Source organism: Nocardioides albus, from assembly GCF_014648255.1.
In the GTDB taxonomy this organism is placed as follows: domain Bacteria; phylum Actinomycetota; class Actinomycetes; order Propionibacteriales; family Nocardioidaceae; genus Nocardioides; species Nocardioides albus.
In genome coordinates this window covers 73538-92779 of the sequence record NZ_BMQT01000016.1, presented here as the reverse complement: position 1 = coordinate 92779, position 19242 = coordinate 73538, and the positions used below count along the sequence as shown (strand labels likewise).

The window sequence follows — 19242 nt, the reverse complement described above, 5'->3', positions numbered from 1 at the left end:
GAGTACTTCTTCGGCATCGTTCCCAATCCTGTCAAAGATCACGGAACGAAACCCAGGGCGAATCAACCAGCTTCCGTTCCCCGGCTTTCGACCTCGACAACGTCTATGGCCGAGGCCCGTCCGATGACGCATTCATGTACGACAACGCGCCGGGCCGTGCCGGCTACCTCCTCGTCGGCCGCCACGACAACGAGGACGACCTGCCGCGCAACTCGCAGGACACCGCGATCGTCGGAGATCCGCGCAACGACGAGAACACCTTCATCAGCCAGCTGCAGCTGACCATGCTGAAGTTCCACAACGCCGTCATGGACATGGTGCTCGCCGACCCGCGGATGCAGCACGGCAGCGAGACGGTGTTCGAGGCGGCGCAGCGCACGGTCCGCTGGCACTATCAGTGGCTGGTCGTGCACGACTTCTTGAAGCGTACGGTCGGGCAGGCGATGCTCGGCGACGTGCTCGACGAGACCGGCACGGTTCCGAGGCTTCGGCTCGAGCACTACGAGGCGAAGTCGGGGAAGGCGTTCATGCCGGTCGAGTTCTCGGTCGCGGCCTACCGCTTCGGGCACTCGCAGGTGCGGGGTCGCTACAAGCTCAACACCACCGTCCCGCCGCTGCCGATCTTCACCAAGGCGACGACTCCGGGGGAGGACCTGCGGCTGAAGCACTTCGTCGGGTTCCGGGTCCTGCCGCCGTTCTGGACGATCGAGTGGAACCGGTTCTTCGACCTCGACGGGGCCGGTGGTGTGCAGCCTCAGGTCACCCGGGCCATCGACACCCAGGTGGTGCCGCCGATGATCGACCTCCCTCCCGAGATCGCAGCGGACCCCAGCTCGATCGTGATGCGCAACCTGACCCGTGGCGCTCGCATGGGGCTGCCGTCGGGACGGGCAGTGGCGCGAAAGATGGGGATCAGGCCGATCGGGGACGAGCTGGGGCTGCCCGGTGGCGGTCCCGCGCCGCTGTGGTTCTACATCCTCAAGGAGGCCGAGCTGCTCGCCGGTGGACGACACCTGGGGCCGGTCGGTGGTCGCATCGTGGCTGAGGTGTTCCTCGGTCTGCTCGCCATGGATCCGACCTCCTACCTGCGCAACGATCCCGCGTGGCGACCGACGCTCCCGTCGGCCACACCCGGCGAGTTCACGATGGTGGACCTGCTCAACGTGGCCGGCCACGGATTGGGGACAACCTGATCGCGCTAACGTGGCCGGCGTGACTGCGCGACGACGTGCTCAGGAGTTCTGCGAGGCGTACGGCCTCACGATGCCGATCCTTCAGGCGCCGATGGCGGGTGCCTGCCCGCCCGCGCTGGCGGCTGCGGTCGTCGACGCGGGCGGGATGGGGGCATCGGGGGTCGTGCTCGACTCGCCGGAGCGGATCGCAGAGTGGGCGGCCGAGTTCCGGTCGCGATCGGCGGGGCCGTTCCAGCTGAACATCTGGATCCCCGACCCGGTGGTCGACGATCCGGCGGGGATCTCGGCCGCGGAGGAGTTCCTGAGCGGGTTCGGTACGCCCGGCTCCGGGCAGCCTCCCGCGCCGCGAATCGAGGAGCAGTGCGAGGCGATGCTCGCCGCCCGGCCGCGGGTCGTCTCCTCGATCATGGGGCTCTTCACGCCGGACTACGTCGAGCGCTTGCATGCCGCCGGGATCGCCTGGTTCGCGTGTGCCACCACCCTGGCGGAGGCGCGGGCCGCCGAGGCGGCGGGTGCGGACGCCATCGTGGCCCAGGGGCTCGAGGCCGGCGGGCACCGCGGGGTCTTCGAGGCGGAGACTGCGGAGCGTACGACGGTGGGGCTGTTCGCGCTGCTGCCGCACATCGTCGACGGGGTGGACGTGCCCGTCATCGCCACCGGGGCGATCGCCGACGGGCGTGCCGTCGCCGCGGCGCTGACCCTCGGCGCGAGCGCGGTCCAGGTCGGCACCGCGCTGCTGCGTTCACCGGAGACCGGGATCGCCGAGGTTTGGGCGGAGTCGCTGACCGGGCTCGAGCCGGAGGAGACGGTCGCCACCCGGGCCTACTCCGGCCGACTCGGACGTGCTGCCCCGACCCCCTACGTACGCTCCTGGGACGCGCCGGGAGCTCCGTCGCCCGCGCCCTATCCGCACCAGCGTGCGCTGGTCGCGAGATGGCGCAAAGGGACGCCCGACCCCGCCGCCGAGGTGCCCATGGACCGCGCCAACCACTGGGCGGGCCAGGCCGCCGCACGCGCGGCGGCCGAACCGGCCGCCGACATCATGACCCGGATGTGGAGCGAGGCCCGCGCGCTCCTCCCGGGCACGGTGTAGAACGGAGGGCATGAGCGCACCTTGGTTCCAACGACTGCTCGCGGACGGCTTCGACCGGACCGCTGAGAGCCTTCCCGAGATCGTCCACGGGCTCTCGACCGACGACCTGCTGTGGCGTCCGTACGACGGGGCGAACTCGATCGCCTGGACCCTGTGGCACACCGCCCGGATGGAGGACGCCCAGATCGCGCCGCTCGCCGGCGCCGACGAGGTGTGGATGCGGGACGGCTGGGTGGAGCGGTTCGCTCTGCCCTATGAACCCGGCGCGATGGGGTACGGGCAGAGCGCCGAGGAGGTCGCTGCGTTCCGGCTGGAGGACCCGACGCTGCTGACCGGCTACTACCAGGCCGTCCACAGGGCCACGACCGAGCTGGTCGACGGGCTGAGCGAGGACGACCTCGCCCGCGTCATCGACGAGGGCTGGGACCCGCCGGTGACCGCGGCGGTGAGGCTGGTCAGCGTCGTCGACGACGCCGCCCGGCACATCGGCCAGGCGGCGTACGTCAAGGGGCTCCTCGCTCTTCGCTGAGGGCTCGGGTCAGAGAACCGCGGCGATGGCCTCGTCGACCGTCGCGTCGCCGGAGACCAGCTCCCACTGCTTGCCGACCGTGGCCTCGTCGTCGATCACCGCAGCGATCACGGCGGCCACGTCGGCACGCGGGATGGTGTCGCGCTCCAGCTTCTCGGCCAGCTTCACCCGTCCGGTCGCGGGCTCGTCGGTGAGCCCGCCGGGGCGCAGGATGGTCCAGTCGAGGTCGCTGTCACGCAGGGCGATGTCGGCGTCGCGCTTGGCCTCGACGTAGGCCTTCCACACCTCGCCGGCGTCGGCCGGGACGGGCTCGTCGACGCTGATCGCCGAGACCTGTACGAAGCGGCGGATGCCGGCTGCCTTCGCGCCGGCGATCGACTTGGTCGAGCCCTCCAGGTCGACGGTGCGCTTGCGCTCCTTGTTGCCGTCGGGGCCGCCGCCGGCGGCGAAGACGACCGCGTCACAGCCGGCGAACGCAGCGGCGAACCCGTCGGCGTCCTGGTTCTCGATGTCGAGCAGGCCGACCTCGGCCCCGAGGGACTCGAGCTCGGCTCGGTAGCCCTCGCTGCGTACGAGCGCGACCGGGGTGTGGCCCGCGGCGGAGAGGATCGGATGGAGGTGCAGGGCGACCTTGCCGTGGCCGCCGACGATGGCGATGCGCATGCCTCCACCCTAGGCACCTCTGACAATTGTCACGGCCTGGTCCGGACAATCAGATCTGACGCGCACGGGCCTGCTGGCGCGAGTCTGGAGACACCACCCATGGTGGGTGGTGGAGACGGAGACAGACATGACAACGGTGACGAACGAGACCGCCCGGCGAAGCCAGGTCCGCTGGGGGCGGGTCGTGACGGTCGCGGCGATCGCGGCCGGGACGGCGACAGTCGTATGGCTCCTGTGGACCCAGGTCGGAGGGGTGGATCTGGAGGTGAAGTCGGGGGCTAGCACGCAGCAGATCACGATCGGCTCGGTGATCGTCAGCAGTCTGGTGATCGCGATGATCGGTGGGGTGCTGCTGCGGTGGTGGCAGGGTCGCTCGGAGCGGGCGACCAGGCGGTGGACGATGCTCGCGGTGGGGATCGCGGTGCTCTCGCTGATCACGCCGACCAGCGCGCTCACCGTAGCTGCTGGGCTGGGGCTCGTGAGCCTGCACGTCGTCGTCGCCGTTGTGGTCATCGTCGGCCTGCGGCGCCGGTAGGGTGATGACCGTGTCCGGCCTGAGGTGCAACCTCCAGCGCTACGGCGGGGTGCTGGTGTGGCTCCCGGTGCTGCTGCTCTTCCCGCTGCTCAACCTCTCCGGCGATGTGATGACGGCCGCCGGCCAAGTGGTTCTCGTGCTCGCGCTCGCCGCAGCCGCGGTAGCCCTCGTGCTCACCGGTCGCGTCGCAGTTCTGCTGACTGCGCTTGTCGTCCTGACCTTGCTCGCTGCGATGCAGGGAGAGGGCTGGCAGACGGTGTGGGGAGTGCTGGCCATCGTCTCGCCGGCGGTGCTGCGGGGTTGGCGCCTGCTGATCGCGATCGCCGCAGCCACGGCCGGTGCCGCGGTCTCGATCGCGGTCATCGAGGGTGTCGGAAGCGGTTATCTGCTCAGCGTCGGCGGGATCCTTCTCAGTGGTCTCACCACGACCTCCTTCTTGCGCCTCATCGAGACCGTCGACCAGCTTCGCCGCACCCGCGAGGAGCTGGCCCGGACGGCCGTGGCCGAGGAGCGTGCCCGGATGTCGCGCGACCTCCACGACCTGCTCGGCCACACGCTGAGCGTGATGGTCGTGAAGGCCGAGGCCGTACGCCGCCTCGCGGCCCGAGACCCGGAGGCCGCCGCTGCGCACGCGGCCGACATCGAGGAGGTCGGACGTGCCGCCCTGGCCGACGTGCGGGCCGCCGTCGACCAGATGAAGACCCTCTCCCTGGCCGAGGAGCTCGACGGCGCACGTCGCGCCCTCGACGCCGCCGGGATCCGTACGTCGGTGGCCGCTGCCCCGGCCGAGGTGCCCGACATCGCCGGCCAGGCGCTCGCCTGGGTCGTGCGCGAGGGCGCCACGAACGTACTCCGCCACTCCGGGGCGGCCAGCTGCCGCTTCGAGCTCACCGAGGACGGCGGCCAGTTCCGGCTCGCTGTGGTCGACGACGGGGTCGGCGGCCCGGCGGTCCCGGCCGGCCCGGCGGAGAGGTCCGGTGGGATCGAGGGTCTACGGCAGCGGCTGCGAGCGGTCGACGGTCGCCTCGACGTACGTCCTGGCGCCGACGGGTTCCGTCTCGAGGCGAGGGTGCCGGCGTCGTGATCCGGATCCTGCTCGCCGAGGACCAGGCGATGATGCGTGGCGCGCTCGCCGTGCTGCTGGGGCTCGAGGGCGACATCGAGGTGGTCGCCCAGGTCGGCACCGGCACCGAGATCGTGCCGACGGCGCTCGAGGTCCGCCCCGACGTGGCCCTGCTCGACATCGAGCTGCCCGGCATCAGCGGTCTCGAGGCCGCGCGCGAGCTGGCCGAGCAGATCCCGGAGTGCCGGGTGATGATCCTGACGACGTTCTCCCGGCCCGGCTACGTGCGCGAGGCGATGGCCGCGGGCGCGGTCGGCTTCCTGGCCAAGGACGGGCCGGTCGAGGAGCTGGCCGACGCGATCCGCCGGGTTCTGCGCGGCGAGACGGTCCTCGACCCTGCGTTGGCCGCGGCGACGCTGAGGGCCGCTCCCAATCCACTCACCGCGCGCGAGCGTGACGTGCTCGCCGCCTCCGAGAACGGGTCGAGCATCGCCGACATCGCCGGCCGGCTGTTCCTCTCCCCGAGCACGGTGCGCAACTATCTCTCCGCCGCGATCGGCAAGACCGGCACCCGCAACAAGACCGAGGCCGCCCTCACCGCGCGACGCAACGGCTGGCTCGCCTGAGACTGCGCGATCAGGCAGGTGCCGGTGACAGCGACCCGAGCGCATGCACGAGCGGCGCGAGCTCGGGGATCTCGGCGGCCTCGTCCAGCGCCGTACGCAGCACCTCGTCGTGCAGCGGTCGGGCCTTCTTCAGCAGCGCCCGCCCGGCGGGCGTGAGCTCGGTGTAGATCCCGCGGCGGTCGTCGGCGCACAGGATCCGGGTGAGGAGGTCGCGGTTCTCCAGGCGGGTGACCAGGCGGGTCGTGGCCGAGGAGGAGAGGGCCGCCGCGCGGGCCAGCTGCTGCATGCGCATGTGCCACCCGTCCTGGCGGCTGAGCGCGTCGAGCACGGTGAACTCGACGACCGACAGCCCGTGCTCGCGCTGCAGCGCCTTCTCGAGCGCGGCCTCGATCAGTCCGTGCACGGCTGCCAGCGTGCGCCAGCCCTGCGCGCGGATCTCGACGGCGTCATCAGCGATTCCCATGGGTCCTCCTTCGTGGACGCCTCCAGCATACCCGAGTTGCGCGGATAGTGCGCGCGTGCAACTATAAATACGAAGCGTGTGCAACTACTGCGCACGCGGACTATCGACAGACGCAACCCGTCCACGTTCAGGAGTCATCCATGCCCGTCGCACTGCTAGCCCTCGCGATCGGAGGGTTCGGCATCGGCCTCACCGAGTTCGTCATCATGGGCCTGCTGCCCGAGGTCTCCACCGACTTCGGGGTCAGCGAGACCACCGCCGGCTACCTCATCTCCGGCTACGCCCTCAGCGTCGCGATCGGCGCCGTCGGCCTGACCCTCCTGCTCACCCGGGTGCCCCGCAAGCTCGCCCTGCTCGGCCTGATGGTGCTGTTCATCCTCGGCAACCTGATCTCCGCGATGTCGCCCGACTACGCCACGATGATGGTCGGCCGGATCGTCGCCGCCCTGTGCCACGGCGCTTTCTTCGGCATCGGCGCCGTCGTCGCCGCCCAGCTGGTCGCCCCCGACCGCAAAGGCAGCGCGATTGCCTTCATGTTCGGTGGCCTCACCCTGGCCAACGTCCTCGGCGTACCTCTCGGCACCCTGCTCGGCCAGGCCGCTGGCTGGCGCTCGACCTTCTGGGCGATCACCGTCATCGGCATCATTGCCTTCATCGGCATCTCCCTCCTGGTCCCTGCTCACACCGGCCGCAGCGAGGCGGTCCCGGCCGTACGCACCGAGCTGGCCGCCTTCGCCAACCCTCAGGTCTGGCTCTCGATCGCCCTGACCGTCCTCGGCTTCGGCGGCATGTTCGGCGGGTTCACCTACATCGCCTTCACCCTGACCGAGGTCAGCGGCTTCTCCGCGGGCGCGGTGCCGTGGCTGCTCGTCCTCTTCGGCGTCGGCCTCTTCGTCGGCAACATCGTGGGCGCCCGGGCCGCCGATCGGGACGTGGTGAAGACCCTCGGTGTGCTGCTGAGTGCCCTGACGGTCGTCCTCGCCGCCTTCGCCCTCGTCGCCAGCAGCCAGGTGCTGACGATCATCGCCCTCGTCCTGATGGGCGCGGTCGGCTTCGGCACGGTGCCGGCCCTGCAGATGCGGGTGATGGGGTACGCCGACCGGGCCCCCACCCTCGCCTCCGGCGCGAACATCGGCGCCTTCAACCTCGGCAACGCGCTGGGCGCCTGGATCGGCGGGGTGACCCTCGCGGCCGGGTTCGGCTACACCTCGCCGCTGTGGGCGGGCGCCGGAGTCACCGCGCTCGGTCTGCTCGTTCTGCTGGTCGCTGTCCGTGCGCCCGGGGGCGAGCGGCGTACGGCTGTTCCCGTCCCTGCCTGAACCTCAACCCATCTCAGAGAGAAGGAAGTCTCATGACCATCCCGACCATCACCCTGAACAACGGCGTCGCGATGCCGCAGCTCGGCTTCGGCGTCTTCCAGGTGCCGAACGACGAGACCGAGGCAGCCGTGACCGCGGCGCTCGAGGCCGGTTACCGCAGTATCGACACCGCCGCGGTCTACGGCAACGAGGCCGGCGTCGGCCACGCGCTCGCGAAGTCGGGCATCGCCCGCGAGGAGCTCTTCATCACCACCAAGCTCTGGAGCTCCGACCACGAGCGGCCGGTCGAGGCGTACGAGAAGAGCCTCGAGCTCCTCGGTCTCGACCACGTCGACCTCTACCTGATCCATTGGCCCACTCCCGCCCGGGACCTTTACCTCGGCGCCTGGCAGGGCCTCGAGGAGCTGTACGCCGCGGGCCGGGTCCGCGCGATCGGTGTGTCCAACTTCCTGCCCGAGCACCTCGACCGGATTGTCGCGCTCGGCGGCACGGTGCCGGCCGTCAACCAGATCGAGCTGCACCCGGCGCTGCAACAGCGAGCCACGGTCGCCGCGAACGACGGGCTCGGGATCGCCACCGAGGCGTGGAGCCCGCTCGCCCAGGGCGCCATGCTCCAGGAGCCGGTCATCACCACGGTCGCAGACCGCCTCGGCCGGACTCCTGCCCAGGTGATCCTGCGCTGGCATCTTCAGCAGGGCCGGATCGTGATCCCCAAGTCGGTCACCCCGGCGCGGATCGCGCAGAACCTCGACGTGCTCGGCTTTGACCTCGCAGACGCCGACCTGGCCGCGATCGACGCTCTGGAGAGCGAGGGTCGCACCGGTCCGGACCCGGCGACGTTCAACGCCGCCTGACCTCCGGCCGCCGGCGTCGTCCGATGTTATCGATCGGTGATCAGCCCACCGGCGATCTCGGGAGCGGTTCGAGGCATGCTATCCCTCATGCGACTTACCGAGCACGAGCTCACCGTGGCCCTGACGGGAGCGGCGAAGACGGTGCTGGCGTCCAGCAGGCGCGGACGCAAGCGCGGGGCGGACATCGACCAGACCTGGGACGAGATGGACCGCTTCAAGCGCTTCAAGCTGCTGGACGGGATCGGCACCCAGATCTTCCCCGTGCTCACCGACCTCCCCGACGTCGAGGTGCCGGTCGGCGGTCGCCCGACCTTCACCGAGCAGGAGATCCGCGAGTCAGTCGAGCGGCAGCTCGGCGACGACATCGGCCGCCTCCGCCGCGCCGTCGTGGTCAAGACCCGGGTCACGCTCGTCCAGACCGCTCTGGCCCACATCCCGCCCCGGGCCGAGGGCGACCTGCGTCAGGACGGCTGAGCGGCCGGTAAGGCGCCCTGCCCGCCGATGACCGCGACCCTCATCCCTGACCGCTCACCGGAAGCAGTCCTGCTGCCGCCAGGATCGTGGGAACGACGACAAGGACACCACCCAGCACGACCGGTGCCCCGAAGGCGCCCAGCAACATCTCGCGCCTACCGAGCTCGGCCCGGCGAGCATAGGAGAATGCCAGGACGCCGAACCCGGCGGCCGCGACGATGAACAGAAGCACGTACGCGACGGACGCACCTGTGATCCCTTCGGCGTCGCCTGACAGCCCGGCCAGCATCAGTGCCGCCTGCAGGAGACTGCCGAGCACGTAGACAGTGGTCGTCGCGAACGCGGCCCAGAGCAACGTTCCCACCGTCCTCGGCGTCACGAGCCTTGGTCGGCGCGCGATGGCCAACAGCGCCACCGTGGCTCCAACCATCTTGATCGCGGTCACGATCCAGTTGACGACAGAGAGTCCTGAGGCGTGGTCGGCATACTCCCCGGTGCCGAAGTAGTCGGTGACCTCGAACCAGATGCTGATCGCAGCGAACCCGGCGCACCACACGGCCATGATCAGACCGACGACGGTCACGCCGCTTGCGGGCGGAGCGAAGGCCGGAGATCTGTCGAGCGAAGTAGTCGATGACATGAGTTCACGGCCCCTCGACGCGGAAGTTGCCCGCAGTGGTCGGGAAGAACGGTGCGGTGCTGGTGCACGGCCGGGTGTCCAGGAATCCCATGACGTACCAGCTCCAGCCGAGGTGGTCGCGGCGTCCGTGGTCAGCAACCGTGATGCCGATCTGGTGCCCCATCTCGTCGCCCGGAAGGCCGGGTGCGCCACCTCTGGTGATCTTGCCTGAGATCACGGCGACATCGTCGCCGGCCATGAGGCAGTCCACAGCGACAGTGAAGTCAGCCAGGACAGTCCCGTCCGGGCGGACGTGGGTGACGGCGATCGACCCCTGCGCGGCCCACGGGGTGTCGGCGTCCGTGGTGGCATGTACACGGAAGCTGACGGTGTCGCCCCTGTAGCTGGGGAGCTGAAGGGTGCCGCCACCTGTCCCATCCACGGTGATCTGGTCGGCGGCGGTCGGGGGATCGGCTGGGACGGCGACCGCTCCTGCGCCGGCTGCGAGCGCAAGGGCCGCCCCGATGCTGGCGCAGACCAGCAACCGTGCTGGCATCCTCAGGGTCTTCTGCATGAGCCTTCTTTTCGGTTGGCTTGGTGGACGAGACACGAGTCTTTCGTTCGCGTCGGACACCGTCGTCAACCTGTGGGATGAAGGCAGTCCGCCTCAAGTCGCGCCGTGGAGCCGAGTGCCGGGCGCCGCCCTACCATAGGTCGGTGAGCTTGCAACGCGGCTGGTCATCGTCTGGTGACAACGGCCGTGAGAAACCCTGGTTGGTGGACCTTCTGTTCGCGGCGGTTCTGGCTCTGCTGTTGCTGCCGGCGTCGGCCTCGACAGTGTGGGACAGCACCTGGCCTCTCGCGGGCCGGGTCGCGGTCGTCGCCGCCGTCGGCCTCGCCCATGCGACGGTCGCGGTGCGGCGGGTGCGCCCGCGCGTGGCGTACCTCCTGGTTTGTGCGGTGATGGCGGTGCTGGTCGCGCTGCCTGAGATGACGAGACGTACCGATGGGTTTGCATTCCACCCGATCCTGCTGCCGAGCACACTGCTGTTTCCGGTGCTGCTGTACGCGATCGCCGCTTGGCGCTCTCCACGAGAGTCGCTGTTGGCGCTGGGCGTCGCCTGCGTCGGTGCCGGGGCCGTGACCTGGCGGCTGTGGGGCGCCGACTACCTGACGGTCGCCCAGCCTGGCCTTGCCAGCAGCGAGGACCCGGTTCGGAGCTGGCAGCTGTTCCTGATCCTCGGAGTGGTCGCAACCATCGCGGTCCCGTGGGGTCTGGGCAGGTATCGGCGACTGCGAGCACAGTACGTGCTGGCGTTGGAGGAGCGAGCCCGCCGTGAGGAACAGCACCGAGCCGAGAGCGCTGCTGCCGCGGCAGCCCAGGAGCGCGTCAGGATCGCCCGCGAGATGCACGACGTGGTGGCCCACTCGCTGTCGGTGATGGTCACCCAGGCAGAGGGCGGCCGGATGATGGCCGCTCGGGACCCCGCGGCGGGCGCACGGGTGTTGGACACGGTGGCCCGAACCGGGCAGGAGGCGATGCAGGACATGCGCAGTCTGCTCGACGCGCTTCACGACCCGCACGCTGCCCGGGATGATCCCGCACCGCAGCCAAGCCTTCGTGTGCTCCCGGAGCTGATCGAGAAGGTCCGAGCCTCCGGACCTGCCGTGACCTATGCCGAGCACGGCACCGCGAGCCCGCTGGGATCGGCAGGTGAGCTGGCCGCCTATCGGGTTGTGCAGGAAGCGCTCACCAACGTGCTCAAACATGCCGGTCCTGATGCGGACGCCACAGTGGCACTGAGATGGACGGCGGACCAGCTGACGATCTCGGTGAGCAATCACGCTGGGCATGCGGTGGTGACCGCCCCGCGTAGCGGCCGGGGTCTGGTCGGGATGGCGGAACGGCTCGCCCTGCTCGACGGGACGCTGCATGCCGGACCCGCCGGCGAGGACGGGTTCCAGCTGGTCGCTACGATTCCGACGCTCGCTTCGGCAGCCGTGGGGGAGGCCCAGTGACCGTACGTGTGGTGTTGGCCGAGGACCAGGATCTGGTCCGCGCCGGACTCGTCATGATCGTGGAGTCCCAGGACGACTTCGAAGTCGTTGGCGAGGCCGCCGATGGGGCGCAAGCGGTCGACGTGGTGGCGCGGACCAGACCCGATGTGGTCCTCATGGACGTACGGATGCCGGTGATGGATGGGATCGCCGCCACCGCGCAGATCGTGGAGCGGACGCCGGTGTCGCGAGTCATCGTCCTCACGACCTTCGACCGCGACGAACACGCCTTTGCGGCCCTACGGGCAGGAGCCAGCGGCTTCCTGTTGAAGAGTGCCCGTGCCGAGGTCCTGGTGGAGGCCATCCGCACAGTGCATCGCGGTGATGCGGTCATCGCGCCGACCACTACTCGGCGGCTGCTGGACCAGGTCGCGCCCACCCTGCCCGGCCCCGTGAGGGAGCCTCCCGAGCTTGCCCGCCTGACCAGCCGGGAGCGCGAGGTGCTCATCGAGGTCGCCACCGGTGCGTCGAACACCGAGATCGCCCAGCGGCTGTTCCTGTCCGAGGCCACGATCAAGACCCACGTCGGTCGTCTGCTGAGCAAGCTGGGTGCGCGCGACCGTGTCCAGATCGTCGTCCTCGCCTACGAATGTGGGCTGGTCCGCCCCGACCGCAGACCCCGATGACTGATGCTGCTGCGGTCCCGGAAGCAGCGGCGCCCCGCGGGTGTGGTCTCGCGAGGCGCCGCTGCTCGCTGCACATGCCGGCCGGGTCACCGCACGGTGAAGCGCAGCTCCTCGGTGTGGCGACGGCCGTGGACATCGGTTGCGGTGACGGTGGCGACGTGCTCGCCGGCGGCGAGGTCGGCGGGCAGCGGGAGGCGCCACAGGTGCATCAGGTGGTCGACCAGGCCGCCGCCATGGGGCAGCGTCTCCAGGTTGGCGGCGGGGTCCGACCACTCGGCCCCGCTGCGGATCGGCTCGCCCCTCAGCGGCTGGGTGCGCTCGGCCTCGACCGCTGGCCGCCCATCGAGGGAGACCTTGACGCTCGAGCCGGTCGAGCCCATCCAGACGTTCGTGGTCAGCCAGGTGGAGCCGAGCTCGTCGCGACCGACGACCGTCGGGTCGGAGAGCACCGGTGCTTTCCCGACGTTGCGCCGGTTGGCCTCGAACCAGGTGCGGTAGCGCGGGGTGTTGAGGCCGAGAGCCATCTGGTCGCTGCCGTCGCTGCCGTCGGTGCCGCGGACGGCGTACCGCTCGGTCACCTGGCGGCCGCGGATGTCGAGCGTGAGGACGCCGGGCGGGGTGCCGTCGCGCATGATGGCGGTCGGGTAGCCGTCCTCGAGCACGCGGCCGCCGTACCAGTGGCCCGACATCGCGCCGACGGTGAGATGGGTGAAGGGGAGACCTTCGGCCGGGTCGAGCACGTCGGCCCAGCCTGCGACGAAGTCGCCCTTGCGGAGGTTCTCCGACATGTGGGTGTGGCCGGAGACGGCGACGACCTCGCGGCCCTCGAGGATCTCGTAGATCTCGGCGAGCTGCTTGGTGCGGTGCGAGGGGCTGTACCAGTACTCCAGCAGCGGGCTGTGCGACCCGACGACGATCACCTTGTTCTTCGGCACCGCGGCGATGTCTCGCCGCAGCCACTCCAGCTGGGTGGCGTCGAGGCTGTAGCCGTAGGAGCGGGACGGCGGCGGGTTGATCGGGTAGTCGATCGAGCTGAGCGCCACGACGTGCGCGTTGCCGACGTCGTAGGAGAAGTACGTCGGGCCGAGCTTCGCGCGGAAGGTGTCGAAGCTGTGCGCACGGTTCGGCGTGTCGAAGTCGAGGTCATGGTTGCCAGGCAAGAAGCGGGCCGGTCCGTTGAGCAGCGAAGTCAGGTCGCGCGAACGCGGGAAGAGGGAGAGGTCGTCGCCCACGATGTCGCCGACGAAGAGCGCCCCGCAGCCGGCATAGTCGTCGCGTTCGGCGAGGTCGTCGAAGGTGCCGTTGCGGGCGTATCCGACCTCCTTGACGTTGTACGTCTGGGGGTCGGCGCCGATCACGCAGCCCTGGGCGGCCGACTGGGTCAACGCGCTCTGCACGACCGGGAAGTTGACCTGGTCGGGCAGCTGGCCCGTCGGGGCGATGCCGCCGTACTCGAGCGGGGGCGAGCCTTCGGGCAGGTGGGTGTAGTGGAACTGGGCGACGTTGTCCTCGTCGACCGGCACCTGGTAGCCGCGCGGCTGGGTGATGAAGGCGGTCATGTTGTCGAACGCGGGCAGCTCGTAGTCGCCCCGGGCGTCGGTCGTGGTCACGTCGCGGCCGTTGGAGACGGTGACTCCGCCTACGCCGCGCTCGGTCGGGTCCTGCACCGAGTCGCGGTCGATGTCGACGAAGACGCTGCCGTCGAGGGTGCCCTGATCATCGTCCGGGCCGGGGACGACCTGGACGCCGCCGCGGTAGGCGGTCCGGTCCCAGACGGTGTCGGTCGCCTCGTCTGTTGCGAGCGACGCAGCGGCGTGCGCAGTGGCGTACGCCGGAGCGGCGCCGATAGCAGCCAGCGCGCCGGCCGAGAGAGGAAGTGCGAGCGAGAGTGCTACGAGCCGGCGGGCCGGTCCGGAACATGGGGGCGAAGACGTCACAGGACACTCCTGATGGTGGCTTGGCCGGCCCCGGTGACCGGCCAAGCCATGACTCTCGGGTGTCCGGATGAACCCGGTCCGTCAGATCGCGAACACTGTCGCGACGGATAGGCGTATTCCCGCGCCGTTTCTTCAGCGAGGGGCGGCGTCGGCCGAGCAGTGGTAGTCGCGCGTCGGCCGTTCCCCCGTGGTCAGGTACCTCGTCACCGCGTGGTTCGCGCAGCGGTTCCTGCCGCCCGGGTAGACGCCGTGGCCGCTCTGGTCGGCGGTCACCATGGTGGCCCGCTGGCCCAGTGTCTTCCGCATCTCCCGCGCACCCGCGAGCGGTGTCGCCGGGTCGCGAAGGTTCTGCACCATCAGTACGTTGGCCGGTCCCCGGTCGGTGATCCGGACCTGCGGTTCGGCGGGATCCGGCCAGAACGCGCACGGCGTGATGTTGGCTCCGGCAGCGCCGAACAGCGGATACCGGATCCGGTCGACGGCGACGTTGCGCTGGTAGGTCGCGACCGACCTCGGCCAGCGCGAGTCGTTGCAGATCATGTAGTAGCGACCGGAGACGAGGTTCTCGGCATCGGTCACGGTGCCGCCTCCGGGCAGCGGTGGCGGCGGCTGGTTCGCGTCGACCGCCTTCCAGATGTCGGCCAACAGCGGCAGCTGCGTCGGACCGTAGAGCAGCGCGAAGTTCACCAGCCGGAACGCGACCTGGTCGAAGGGGCCGTCCGGCGTCTGGATCGGCTTCTTCTCCAGCTGCTCGGCGAGCTCGAAGAACTTCGCTCGCACCTGCCTCGGGGTCGTGCCCAGGTCGTACTCGCGGTGGTTCGCAGCAGCGAACCTCGCGAAGGCGGGGAAGGTGTCCTCGACGCCCTGCGACCACAGCCGGTCGCTGGCGTAGTCCCAGCCACCCGGACCCATGTTGCTGTCGAGCACGATCCGGTCGCCACGCTGCGGGAACATGGTGGCGTAGACCGCGCCCAGGTGAGTTCCCCAGGAGGCGCCGGCGTAGGACAGCTTCGACTCGCCCAGCGCGGCCCGGATCCGGTCCATGTCACGCGCGGTGTTGGCGGGGCTGACGTGCGGCAGCATCCAGGCGGTCTCGGAGGTCGCGCACTGCTGGGCGATCTGCTTGCTCTGGGCGGCTCGCTCGGTCACGTCGGCGGCGTCGAGCGCGTACGGCGGGATGTTGCCGGTGAGCTGCTGTTCCGGGGTGAGGTCGCAGGTCACCGGCGTGCTGCGGCCGATGCCACGCGGGTCGAACCCGATCACGTCGTAGCTGTCCCGGACACTCTGGGGGAGCCCCGTCGCGACGAGCATGGCCGGGTAGCTCTCTCCCGCGGCGGGGCCGCCAGGGTTGGTCACCAGGATGCCGCGCCGCTCGTCCGGCTTCGTGCTCGCCAGCCGCGAGATCGCGATGTCGATCTTGCGGCCGTCGGGTTCGCTGTAGTCCAGCGGGACCTTCAGCGTGCCGCACTGCATGCCCTTCGGGATAGGCACGGGGGAGATCTCCGCGGGGCACTTCCCCCACGCGATCGTGTCCGGCGATCGGGTCTGCGTCGAGGCTGGATCGGCCACCGAGACCCCAGGGATCAGCGCTGCCGCGAGCGAGGCGGCGGCGACGGTCAGTGGAACCAGAATGCGTTTCATGTCTTCCTCCGAGAGTGATGCTGGGACGGTCTCAGTCTTCGCTGATCGGGGGGATGGAGGCATCTGGCCGAGGAACATTCGTGGTTAGCCGTAAGAACTATTGACTGGTGGGGAAAGTAGTGGCGGTGATCGCGGTCGATGCCGCGATAGGCGAGGATGGCTCCGTGATCGACGAGCGCCCCATCAACACGTGGCTGACTGACATGGACGGCGTCCTGGTGCGCGAGGAGGAGCCCATCCCAGGCGCCGCCGAGTTCCTGAAGAAGCTCACCGAGGCATCCGTGCCGTTCATGGTGCTGACCAACAACTCGATCTACACCCCGAGAGACCTCCGGGTCCGGCTGCTGCGGTCCGGCCTCGACGTGCCTGAGAAGTCGATCTGGACCTCGGCGCTCGCGACCGCGCAGTTCCTCGCTGACCAGCGGCCGGGTGGATCTGCCTACGTCGTCGGCGAGGCCGGGCTGACGACCGCGCTGCACGCGGTCGGCTACGTGATGACGGAGAACGACCCCGACTACGTGGTGCTCGGGGAGACCCGCACCTACTCCTTCGAGTCGATCACCCGGGCGATCCGGCTGATCGAGCGTGGCGCGCAGTTCATCGCGACCAACCCCGACCCGAGCGGGCCGAGCCCGCAGGGCACGCTTCCCGCGACCGGCTCCGTGGCCGCGCTGATCAGCGCTGCGACCAACCGAGCGCCCTACTTCATCGGCAAGCCCAACCCGCTGATGATGCGCAGCGCCCTCAACCAGCTCGAGGCCCACTCCGAGACGACGGTGATGATCGGTGACCGGATGGACACCGACATCATCAGCGGCCTCGAGGCCGGGATGCGCACCATCTTGGTCGAGACCGGGTCGACCAGGCCCGAGCAGGTCGAGACGTTCCCGTTCCGGCCGACCCACGTGGTCGCCTCGATCGCCGACGTACTGCCGCTGCTCGACGCCGGGGAATAGCCCAGCGGCACCCGCGCGCTGGGCCAGGTGTGAACCAGGACCGCCCGTCGTGGGAGATGACCTTCGCCTACCAGGAGCAGCTGGCCGCCGGCTCCGCCGGTGAGGACGTACGCTTCGCCGGCTGGCTGCTCGTCGACGACGGCACAGCCGTGCTGACCGCGGCCGGGCAGTCGCACCTGCTCCGGGCGGGGGATGCGGCCCTGGTCGGGATGCAGGTGAGGCACCGGGTCTCGACCCGGGACGGGGCCGCGCTCACGCGGGCGGACCTGCGGGCGGTCGAGGTGGGCTACCCGTTGGCCAACCCGCTGGTCGTGCGCGACTTCGTCGGCCGGCACGGCGGGGTCGCCGAGCTGGTCCGGCGGTGCCCGCTGGCCGGACCGTGCAGCCCGTCGGCGCTGTTCGCGTCGGGCTACGCGTCGCTGCTCGGTGCGGCGATGACGGCCTCGTGGCTTGAGGACACCGGGCGCGGGACCGAGGGTCCCGCGCCCGTCCTGGACCCAGCCGTGGCCAGGGTGATGAATGCGCTGGTGGCGGAGCCGGGGCGCCCCTGGTCGGTCGAGGCGATGGCGGAGTCGGTGCACCTGTCGAGGTCGGCGTTGGGGGAGCGGTTCCGGCGCAGTCTGGGCCAGAGCCCGAGCGAGGCGCTGCGGGACGTCCGGATGCGTGCGGCCCGCCACCTGCTGGCCGGCGGTGACCGTCCGGTCGAGCAGGTGGCGTACGCCGTCGGCTACGGGTCGGGCGCGGCGTTCAGCAGGGCCTTCACCGCGACCCACGGCACCGGTCCGCAGGCGTGGCGCGAGGACGCCTCAGCCGCGCGAGACCCGGAGCGCCCCGAAGCCCGCCGCCGCGACGGCCGCGGCGACCGCGCCGATGAGGAGCACCAGCTCGACCCCGTACTCGTCGAGGACCGCGCCTCCTAGCGCCGCCCCGAGGGTGATCGCCACCTGGAAGGCGGTGACCTGGAGCGCCAGTGCCGACTCCGTGCGCTCGGGCTCGACGCGGGTGACCCAGAGCTGCGTGCCGACCGGCACCATGTTGAAACCGAACCCCCACACGAGCATCGCCAGCGCCATCACAGGTGTGCTCTCAGCGAGGACGGTCAGCACCAGCCCGACGGCGAGCAGAAGCGGCGCGACGGTCACGACCGCGCGCAGGCGGTGGGAGAAGCGTCCGGCAGCGAGGTTGCCGAAGAGCCCGCCGACGCCCCACAGCACCAGCATCCACATGCCTGCGCCCGGGGAGGTCTCGTCGATGGCGATCCGGATGAACGGGTACGCCAGGAAGTTCCCGAGCACTGCCACGACGAGCACCACCACGCCGGCCACGAGTCGGGGATTGCGGAGTGCCTGACGCAACATGGACATCCCCGCTCCGGGATGGGCGGGCACCGGCGGCAGGGCTCGGGTGAGGGCCACCGCCCCGATCAGGCTCAGCACCGCCGCCGCCGCGAACCCCCAGCGCCAGCCGGGCCCGTCGGCCAGCAGCGAGCCGAGCGGCAGGCCGACGATCGTGGCCACCGTGACCCCCAGCGCGATCGAGGTCGAGATCACGTGGTCGCGGCCGGGGGAGGCGTACGTCCCGACGGCGAAGGCGAAGGACCAGTACCCGGCGATCGCCGCGCCGAGCACCAGCCGGCCGAGGAGCAGGACGACGAAGCCGGGGGCCACCGCGACCGCCAGGTTGGCGACCGCCGCGGCGACCAGCAGGCCGACCAGCAACGTACGTCGGTCCATCCTCGGCAGGACCATGGCGATGGTCGGTGCGGTCAACGCTCCCGCGATCGCGGTCGCCGCCACCGCGAGCCCTGCTGTTCCTTCGCTGATACCGAGGTCCCGCGCCATCGTGGGCAGTACGCCGGCTGGCAGGAACTCGCTCGAGACCAGGATCGCGATCCCGGCGGCGAGCGCCACCACCGGAGCCCATCGCCCTCGAGGGGTGTCGGGAGCGACGGGCCGGGTCACATCTGATGAAGTCGTGGTCACCTGACGATCGTCGCGCCGATCCACGCCTCCCGGTTGATCGTCCGTCGTCCGTGCTTGATCGGATGACCGCCGTCTCGCCGATCCGCGAACCGGGCTTCCGGAATGGGGTCGACAGCGGTAGTAGCGTGAGCGCCATGACCGATCCCCCCGTGGTCAGACATGAACAGCTCATCGCTGAGATCGCCCACCACCTCGCCGAGGAGGTCGAGGGCGACTGGTCCACGTTGGTCTTCAACCACCGCAACCTGTCCATGTTCTTCACCGGACGCATCGAGGTGCATCGACCCGATGGCAGCTTCGCGCTCGTCCGGCCGCCCGACAGCGTTCTCTCGCTGACAGACGAGCTCAGGCGGGTGATGTACGAACCCGGCAAGGGCGCCTGGTTCTCCGCCCGATGGACCATCGCGAGCGGCGAGGACGAGCAGACGAGCTCGCCCCAGGTCGTGTTCAACTACGACGACGAACCCGTCTGGCGCTGGCCTGCGCACCCGGGCCTGTATGCCATCGACCTCGAGACGTATCCCCGTGATGAGGACCGTGTGCCCGGCTGGCTACGTCAGAAGGTCAACGGCGCCCAGCGGACGCTGTAGCCCCGGATCGGGCGCGCATGT

Annotated in this window: 21 protein-coding genes; 14 read left to right on the top strand and 7 right to left on the bottom strand. The window is 70.2% G+C overall.

What is annotated here, in order from left to right; genetic code table 11:
- The 3 genes from IEY84_RS25680 to IEY84_RS25670 all read left to right on the top strand — a co-directional run.
- Positions 1–1193 (top strand): peroxidase family protein (locus IEY84_RS25680; protein WP_189129325.1); only part of this gene is annotated, 1193 nt, incomplete at its 5' end.
- 19 nt (positions 1194–1212) lie between these two features.
- Positions 1213–2286 carry an NAD(P)H-dependent flavin oxidoreductase gene (locus IEY84_RS25675; protein ID WP_229789013.1) on the top strand — a complete coding sequence of 358 codons (1074 nt, stop codon included), beginning with the start codon at positions 1213–1215 and terminating at the stop codon, positions 2284–2286.
- Positions 2287–2296: 10 nt separating this feature from the next.
- Entirely contained in the window at positions 2297–2815 is a 519-nt protein-coding gene (locus IEY84_RS25670) for a mycothiol transferase (RefSeq protein WP_183551632.1), read from the top strand.
- 9 nt (positions 2816–2824) lie between these two features.
- Here the strand turns inward: IEY84_RS25670 and IEY84_RS25665 are convergent, their stop codons facing one another.
- Positions 2825–3478, bottom strand: coding sequence for an NAD(P)H-binding protein (locus IEY84_RS25665; RefSeq protein WP_183551629.1), 654 nt, complete (start codon positions 3476–3478; stop codon positions 2825–2827).
- Positions 3479–3605: 127 nt separating this feature from the next.
- Between IEY84_RS25665 and IEY84_RS25660 the strand changes: the two genes are divergently transcribed.
- From IEY84_RS25660 to IEY84_RS25650, 3 genes are read left to right on the top strand one after another with little or no spacing between them, the layout of a single operon-like run.
- Positions 3606–4013 (top strand): DUF6069 family protein, encoded by a 408-nt coding sequence (locus IEY84_RS25660; protein WP_183551626.1) that lies wholly within the window; start codon positions 3606–3608, stop codon positions 4011–4013.
- A 10-nt stretch (positions 4014–4023) separates the two neighbouring features.
- A complete protein-coding gene (locus IEY84_RS25655; RefSeq protein WP_183551623.1) occupies positions 4024–5097 on the top strand; it encodes a sensor histidine kinase in 1074 nt (357 codons plus the stop codon).
- Positions 5094–5702, top strand: a complete 609-nt coding sequence (locus IEY84_RS25650; protein WP_183551621.1) for a response regulator transcription factor — start codon at positions 5094–5096, stop codon at positions 5700–5702. The genes IEY84_RS25655 and IEY84_RS25650 overlap by 4 nt, the downstream gene beginning before the upstream one ends.
- Before the next feature lie 10 nt (positions 5703–5712).
- Here IEY84_RS25650 and IEY84_RS25645 read toward each other — a convergent pair whose 3' ends face one another.
- Complete coding sequence (locus tag IEY84_RS25645; RefSeq protein ID WP_160024973.1) at positions 5713–6165, bottom strand: MarR family winged helix-turn-helix transcriptional regulator; 453 nt, start codon at positions 6163–6165, stop codon at positions 5713–5715.
- 140 nt (positions 6166–6305) lie between these two features.
- Here IEY84_RS25645 and IEY84_RS25640 point away from each other — a divergent pair, with 140 nt between their 5' ends.
- The 3 genes from IEY84_RS25640 (at position 6306) to IEY84_RS25630 (ending at position 8812) form a co-directional block, all read left to right on the top strand.
- Positions 6306–7484 carry an MFS transporter gene (locus IEY84_RS25640; RefSeq protein ID WP_183551619.1) on the top strand — a complete coding sequence of 393 codons (1179 nt, stop codon included), beginning with the start codon at positions 6306–6308 and terminating at the stop codon, positions 7482–7484.
- Positions 7485–7516: 32 nt separating this feature from the next.
- A complete protein-coding gene (locus IEY84_RS25635; RefSeq protein ID WP_183551617.1) occupies positions 7517–8338 on the top strand; it encodes an aldo/keto reductase in 822 nt (273 codons plus the stop codon).
- Positions 8339–8425: 87 nt separating this feature from the next.
- Complete coding sequence (locus tag IEY84_RS25630) at positions 8426–8812, top strand: hypothetical protein (RefSeq protein ID WP_183551615.1); 387 nt, start codon at positions 8426–8428, stop codon at positions 8810–8812.
- 40 nt (positions 8813–8852) lie between these two features.
- On the opposite strand, the gene IEY84_RS25625 is transcribed toward IEY84_RS25630, so the two are convergent.
- Entirely contained in the window at positions 8853–9452 is a 600-nt protein-coding gene (locus tag IEY84_RS25625; protein WP_183551613.1) for a hypothetical protein, read from the bottom strand.
- Positions 9453–9456: 4 nt separating this feature from the next.
- Complete coding sequence (locus tag IEY84_RS25620) at positions 9457–10005, bottom strand: hypothetical protein (RefSeq protein WP_183551611.1); 549 nt, start codon at positions 10003–10005, stop codon at positions 9457–9459.
- Positions 10006–10148: 143 nt separating this feature from the next.
- Here IEY84_RS25620 and IEY84_RS25615 point away from each other — a divergent pair, with 143 nt between their 5' ends.
- Positions 10149–11450, top strand: coding sequence for a sensor histidine kinase (locus IEY84_RS25615; protein ID WP_183551609.1), 1302 nt, complete (start codon positions 10149–10151; stop codon positions 11448–11450).
- Complete coding sequence (locus IEY84_RS25610) at positions 11447–12115, top strand: response regulator transcription factor (RefSeq protein WP_183551606.1); 669 nt, start codon at positions 11447–11449, stop codon at positions 12113–12115. The genes IEY84_RS25615 and IEY84_RS25610 overlap by 4 nt, the downstream gene beginning before the upstream one ends.
- An 86-nt stretch (positions 12116–12201) precedes the next feature.
- Here IEY84_RS25610 and IEY84_RS25605 read toward each other — a convergent pair whose 3' ends face one another.
- Both IEY84_RS25605 and IEY84_RS25600 read right to left on the bottom strand, forming a co-directional pair.
- Positions 12202–14052, bottom strand: coding sequence for a calcineurin-like phosphoesterase C-terminal domain-containing protein (locus tag IEY84_RS25605; protein ID WP_221209273.1), 1851 nt, complete (start codon positions 14050–14052; stop codon positions 12202–12204).
- Positions 14053–14184: 132 nt separating this feature from the next.
- Positions 14185–15693 carry an alpha/beta hydrolase gene (locus IEY84_RS25600; RefSeq protein ID WP_183551603.1) on the bottom strand — a complete coding sequence of 503 codons (1509 nt, stop codon included), beginning with the start codon at positions 15691–15693 and terminating at the stop codon, positions 14185–14187.
- A gap of 203 nt (positions 15694–15896) precedes the next feature.
- Between IEY84_RS25600 and IEY84_RS25595 the strand changes: the two genes are divergently transcribed.
- Both IEY84_RS25595 and IEY84_RS25590 read left to right on the top strand, forming a co-directional pair.
- Positions 15897–16649: an HAD-IIA family hydrolase gene (locus IEY84_RS25595; protein WP_229789018.1), complete on the top strand. Its 753-nt coding sequence runs from the start codon at positions 15897–15899 to the stop codon at positions 16647–16649.
- 29 nt (positions 16650–16678) lie between these two features.
- Entirely contained in the window at positions 16679–17569 is an 891-nt protein-coding gene (locus IEY84_RS25590; RefSeq protein WP_183551600.1) for a helix-turn-helix domain-containing protein, read from the top strand.
- On the opposite strand, the gene IEY84_RS25585 is transcribed toward IEY84_RS25590, so the two are convergent.
- Entirely contained in the window at positions 17456–18631 is a 1176-nt protein-coding gene (locus IEY84_RS25585) for an MFS transporter (RefSeq protein WP_183551597.1), read from the bottom strand. The genes IEY84_RS25590 and IEY84_RS25585 overlap by 114 nt on opposite strands.
- Positions 18632–18765: 134 nt before the next feature.
- On the opposite strand from IEY84_RS25585, the gene IEY84_RS25580 reads away from it, so the two are divergent.
- The gene (locus IEY84_RS25580; protein WP_183551594.1) at positions 18766–19221 is read left to right on the top strand and encodes an agglutinin cell wall attachment protein; all 456 of its coding nucleotides are present in this window, start codon (positions 18766–18768) and stop codon (positions 19219–19221) included.
- Positions 19222–19242 lie beyond the last annotated feature (21 nt).

Excerpts from the sequence above, each read along its gene's own strand:
- IEY84_RS25670 (WP_183551632.1), top strand. The coding sequence starts at position 2,297 with ATGAGCGCACCTTGGTTCCAACGACTGCTCGCGGACGGCTTCGACCGG.
- IEY84_RS25665 (WP_183551629.1), bottom strand. The coding sequence starts at position 3,478 with ATGCGCATCGCCATCGTCGGCGGCCACGGCAAGGTCGCCCTGCACCTC.
- IEY84_RS25660 (WP_183551626.1), top strand. The coding sequence starts at position 3,606 with ATGACAACGGTGACGAACGAGACCGCCCGGCGAAGCCAGGTCCGCTGG.
- IEY84_RS25645 (WP_160024973.1), bottom strand. The coding sequence starts at position 6,165 with ATGGGAATCGCTGATGACGCCGTCGAGATCCGCGCGCAGGGCTGGCGC.
- IEY84_RS25640 (WP_183551619.1), top strand. The coding sequence starts at position 6,306 with ATGCCCGTCGCACTGCTAGCCCTCGCGATCGGAGGGTTCGGCATCGGC.
- IEY84_RS25635 (WP_183551617.1), top strand. The coding sequence starts at position 7,517 with ATGACCATCCCGACCATCACCCTGAACAACGGCGTCGCGATGCCGCAG.
- IEY84_RS25630 (WP_183551615.1), top strand. The coding sequence starts at position 8,426 with ATGCGACTTACCGAGCACGAGCTCACCGTGGCCCTGACGGGAGCGGCG.
- IEY84_RS25625 (WP_183551613.1), bottom strand. The coding sequence starts at position 9,452 with ATGTCATCGACTACTTCGCTCGACAGATCTCCGGCCTTCGCTCCGCCC.
- IEY84_RS25620 (WP_183551611.1), bottom strand. The coding sequence starts at position 10,005 with ATGCAGAAGACCCTGAGGATGCCAGCACGGTTGCTGGTCTGCGCCAGC.
- IEY84_RS25600 (WP_183551603.1), bottom strand. The coding sequence starts at position 15,693 with ATGAAACGCATTCTGGTTCCACTGACCGTCGCCGCCGCCTCGCTCGCG.
- IEY84_RS25595 (WP_229789018.1), top strand. The coding sequence starts at position 15,897 with ATGGACGGCGTCCTGGTGCGCGAGGAGGAGCCCATCCCAGGCGCCGCC.
- IEY84_RS25580 (WP_183551594.1), top strand. The coding sequence starts at position 18,766 with ATGACCGATCCCCCCGTGGTCAGACATGAACAGCTCATCGCTGAGATC.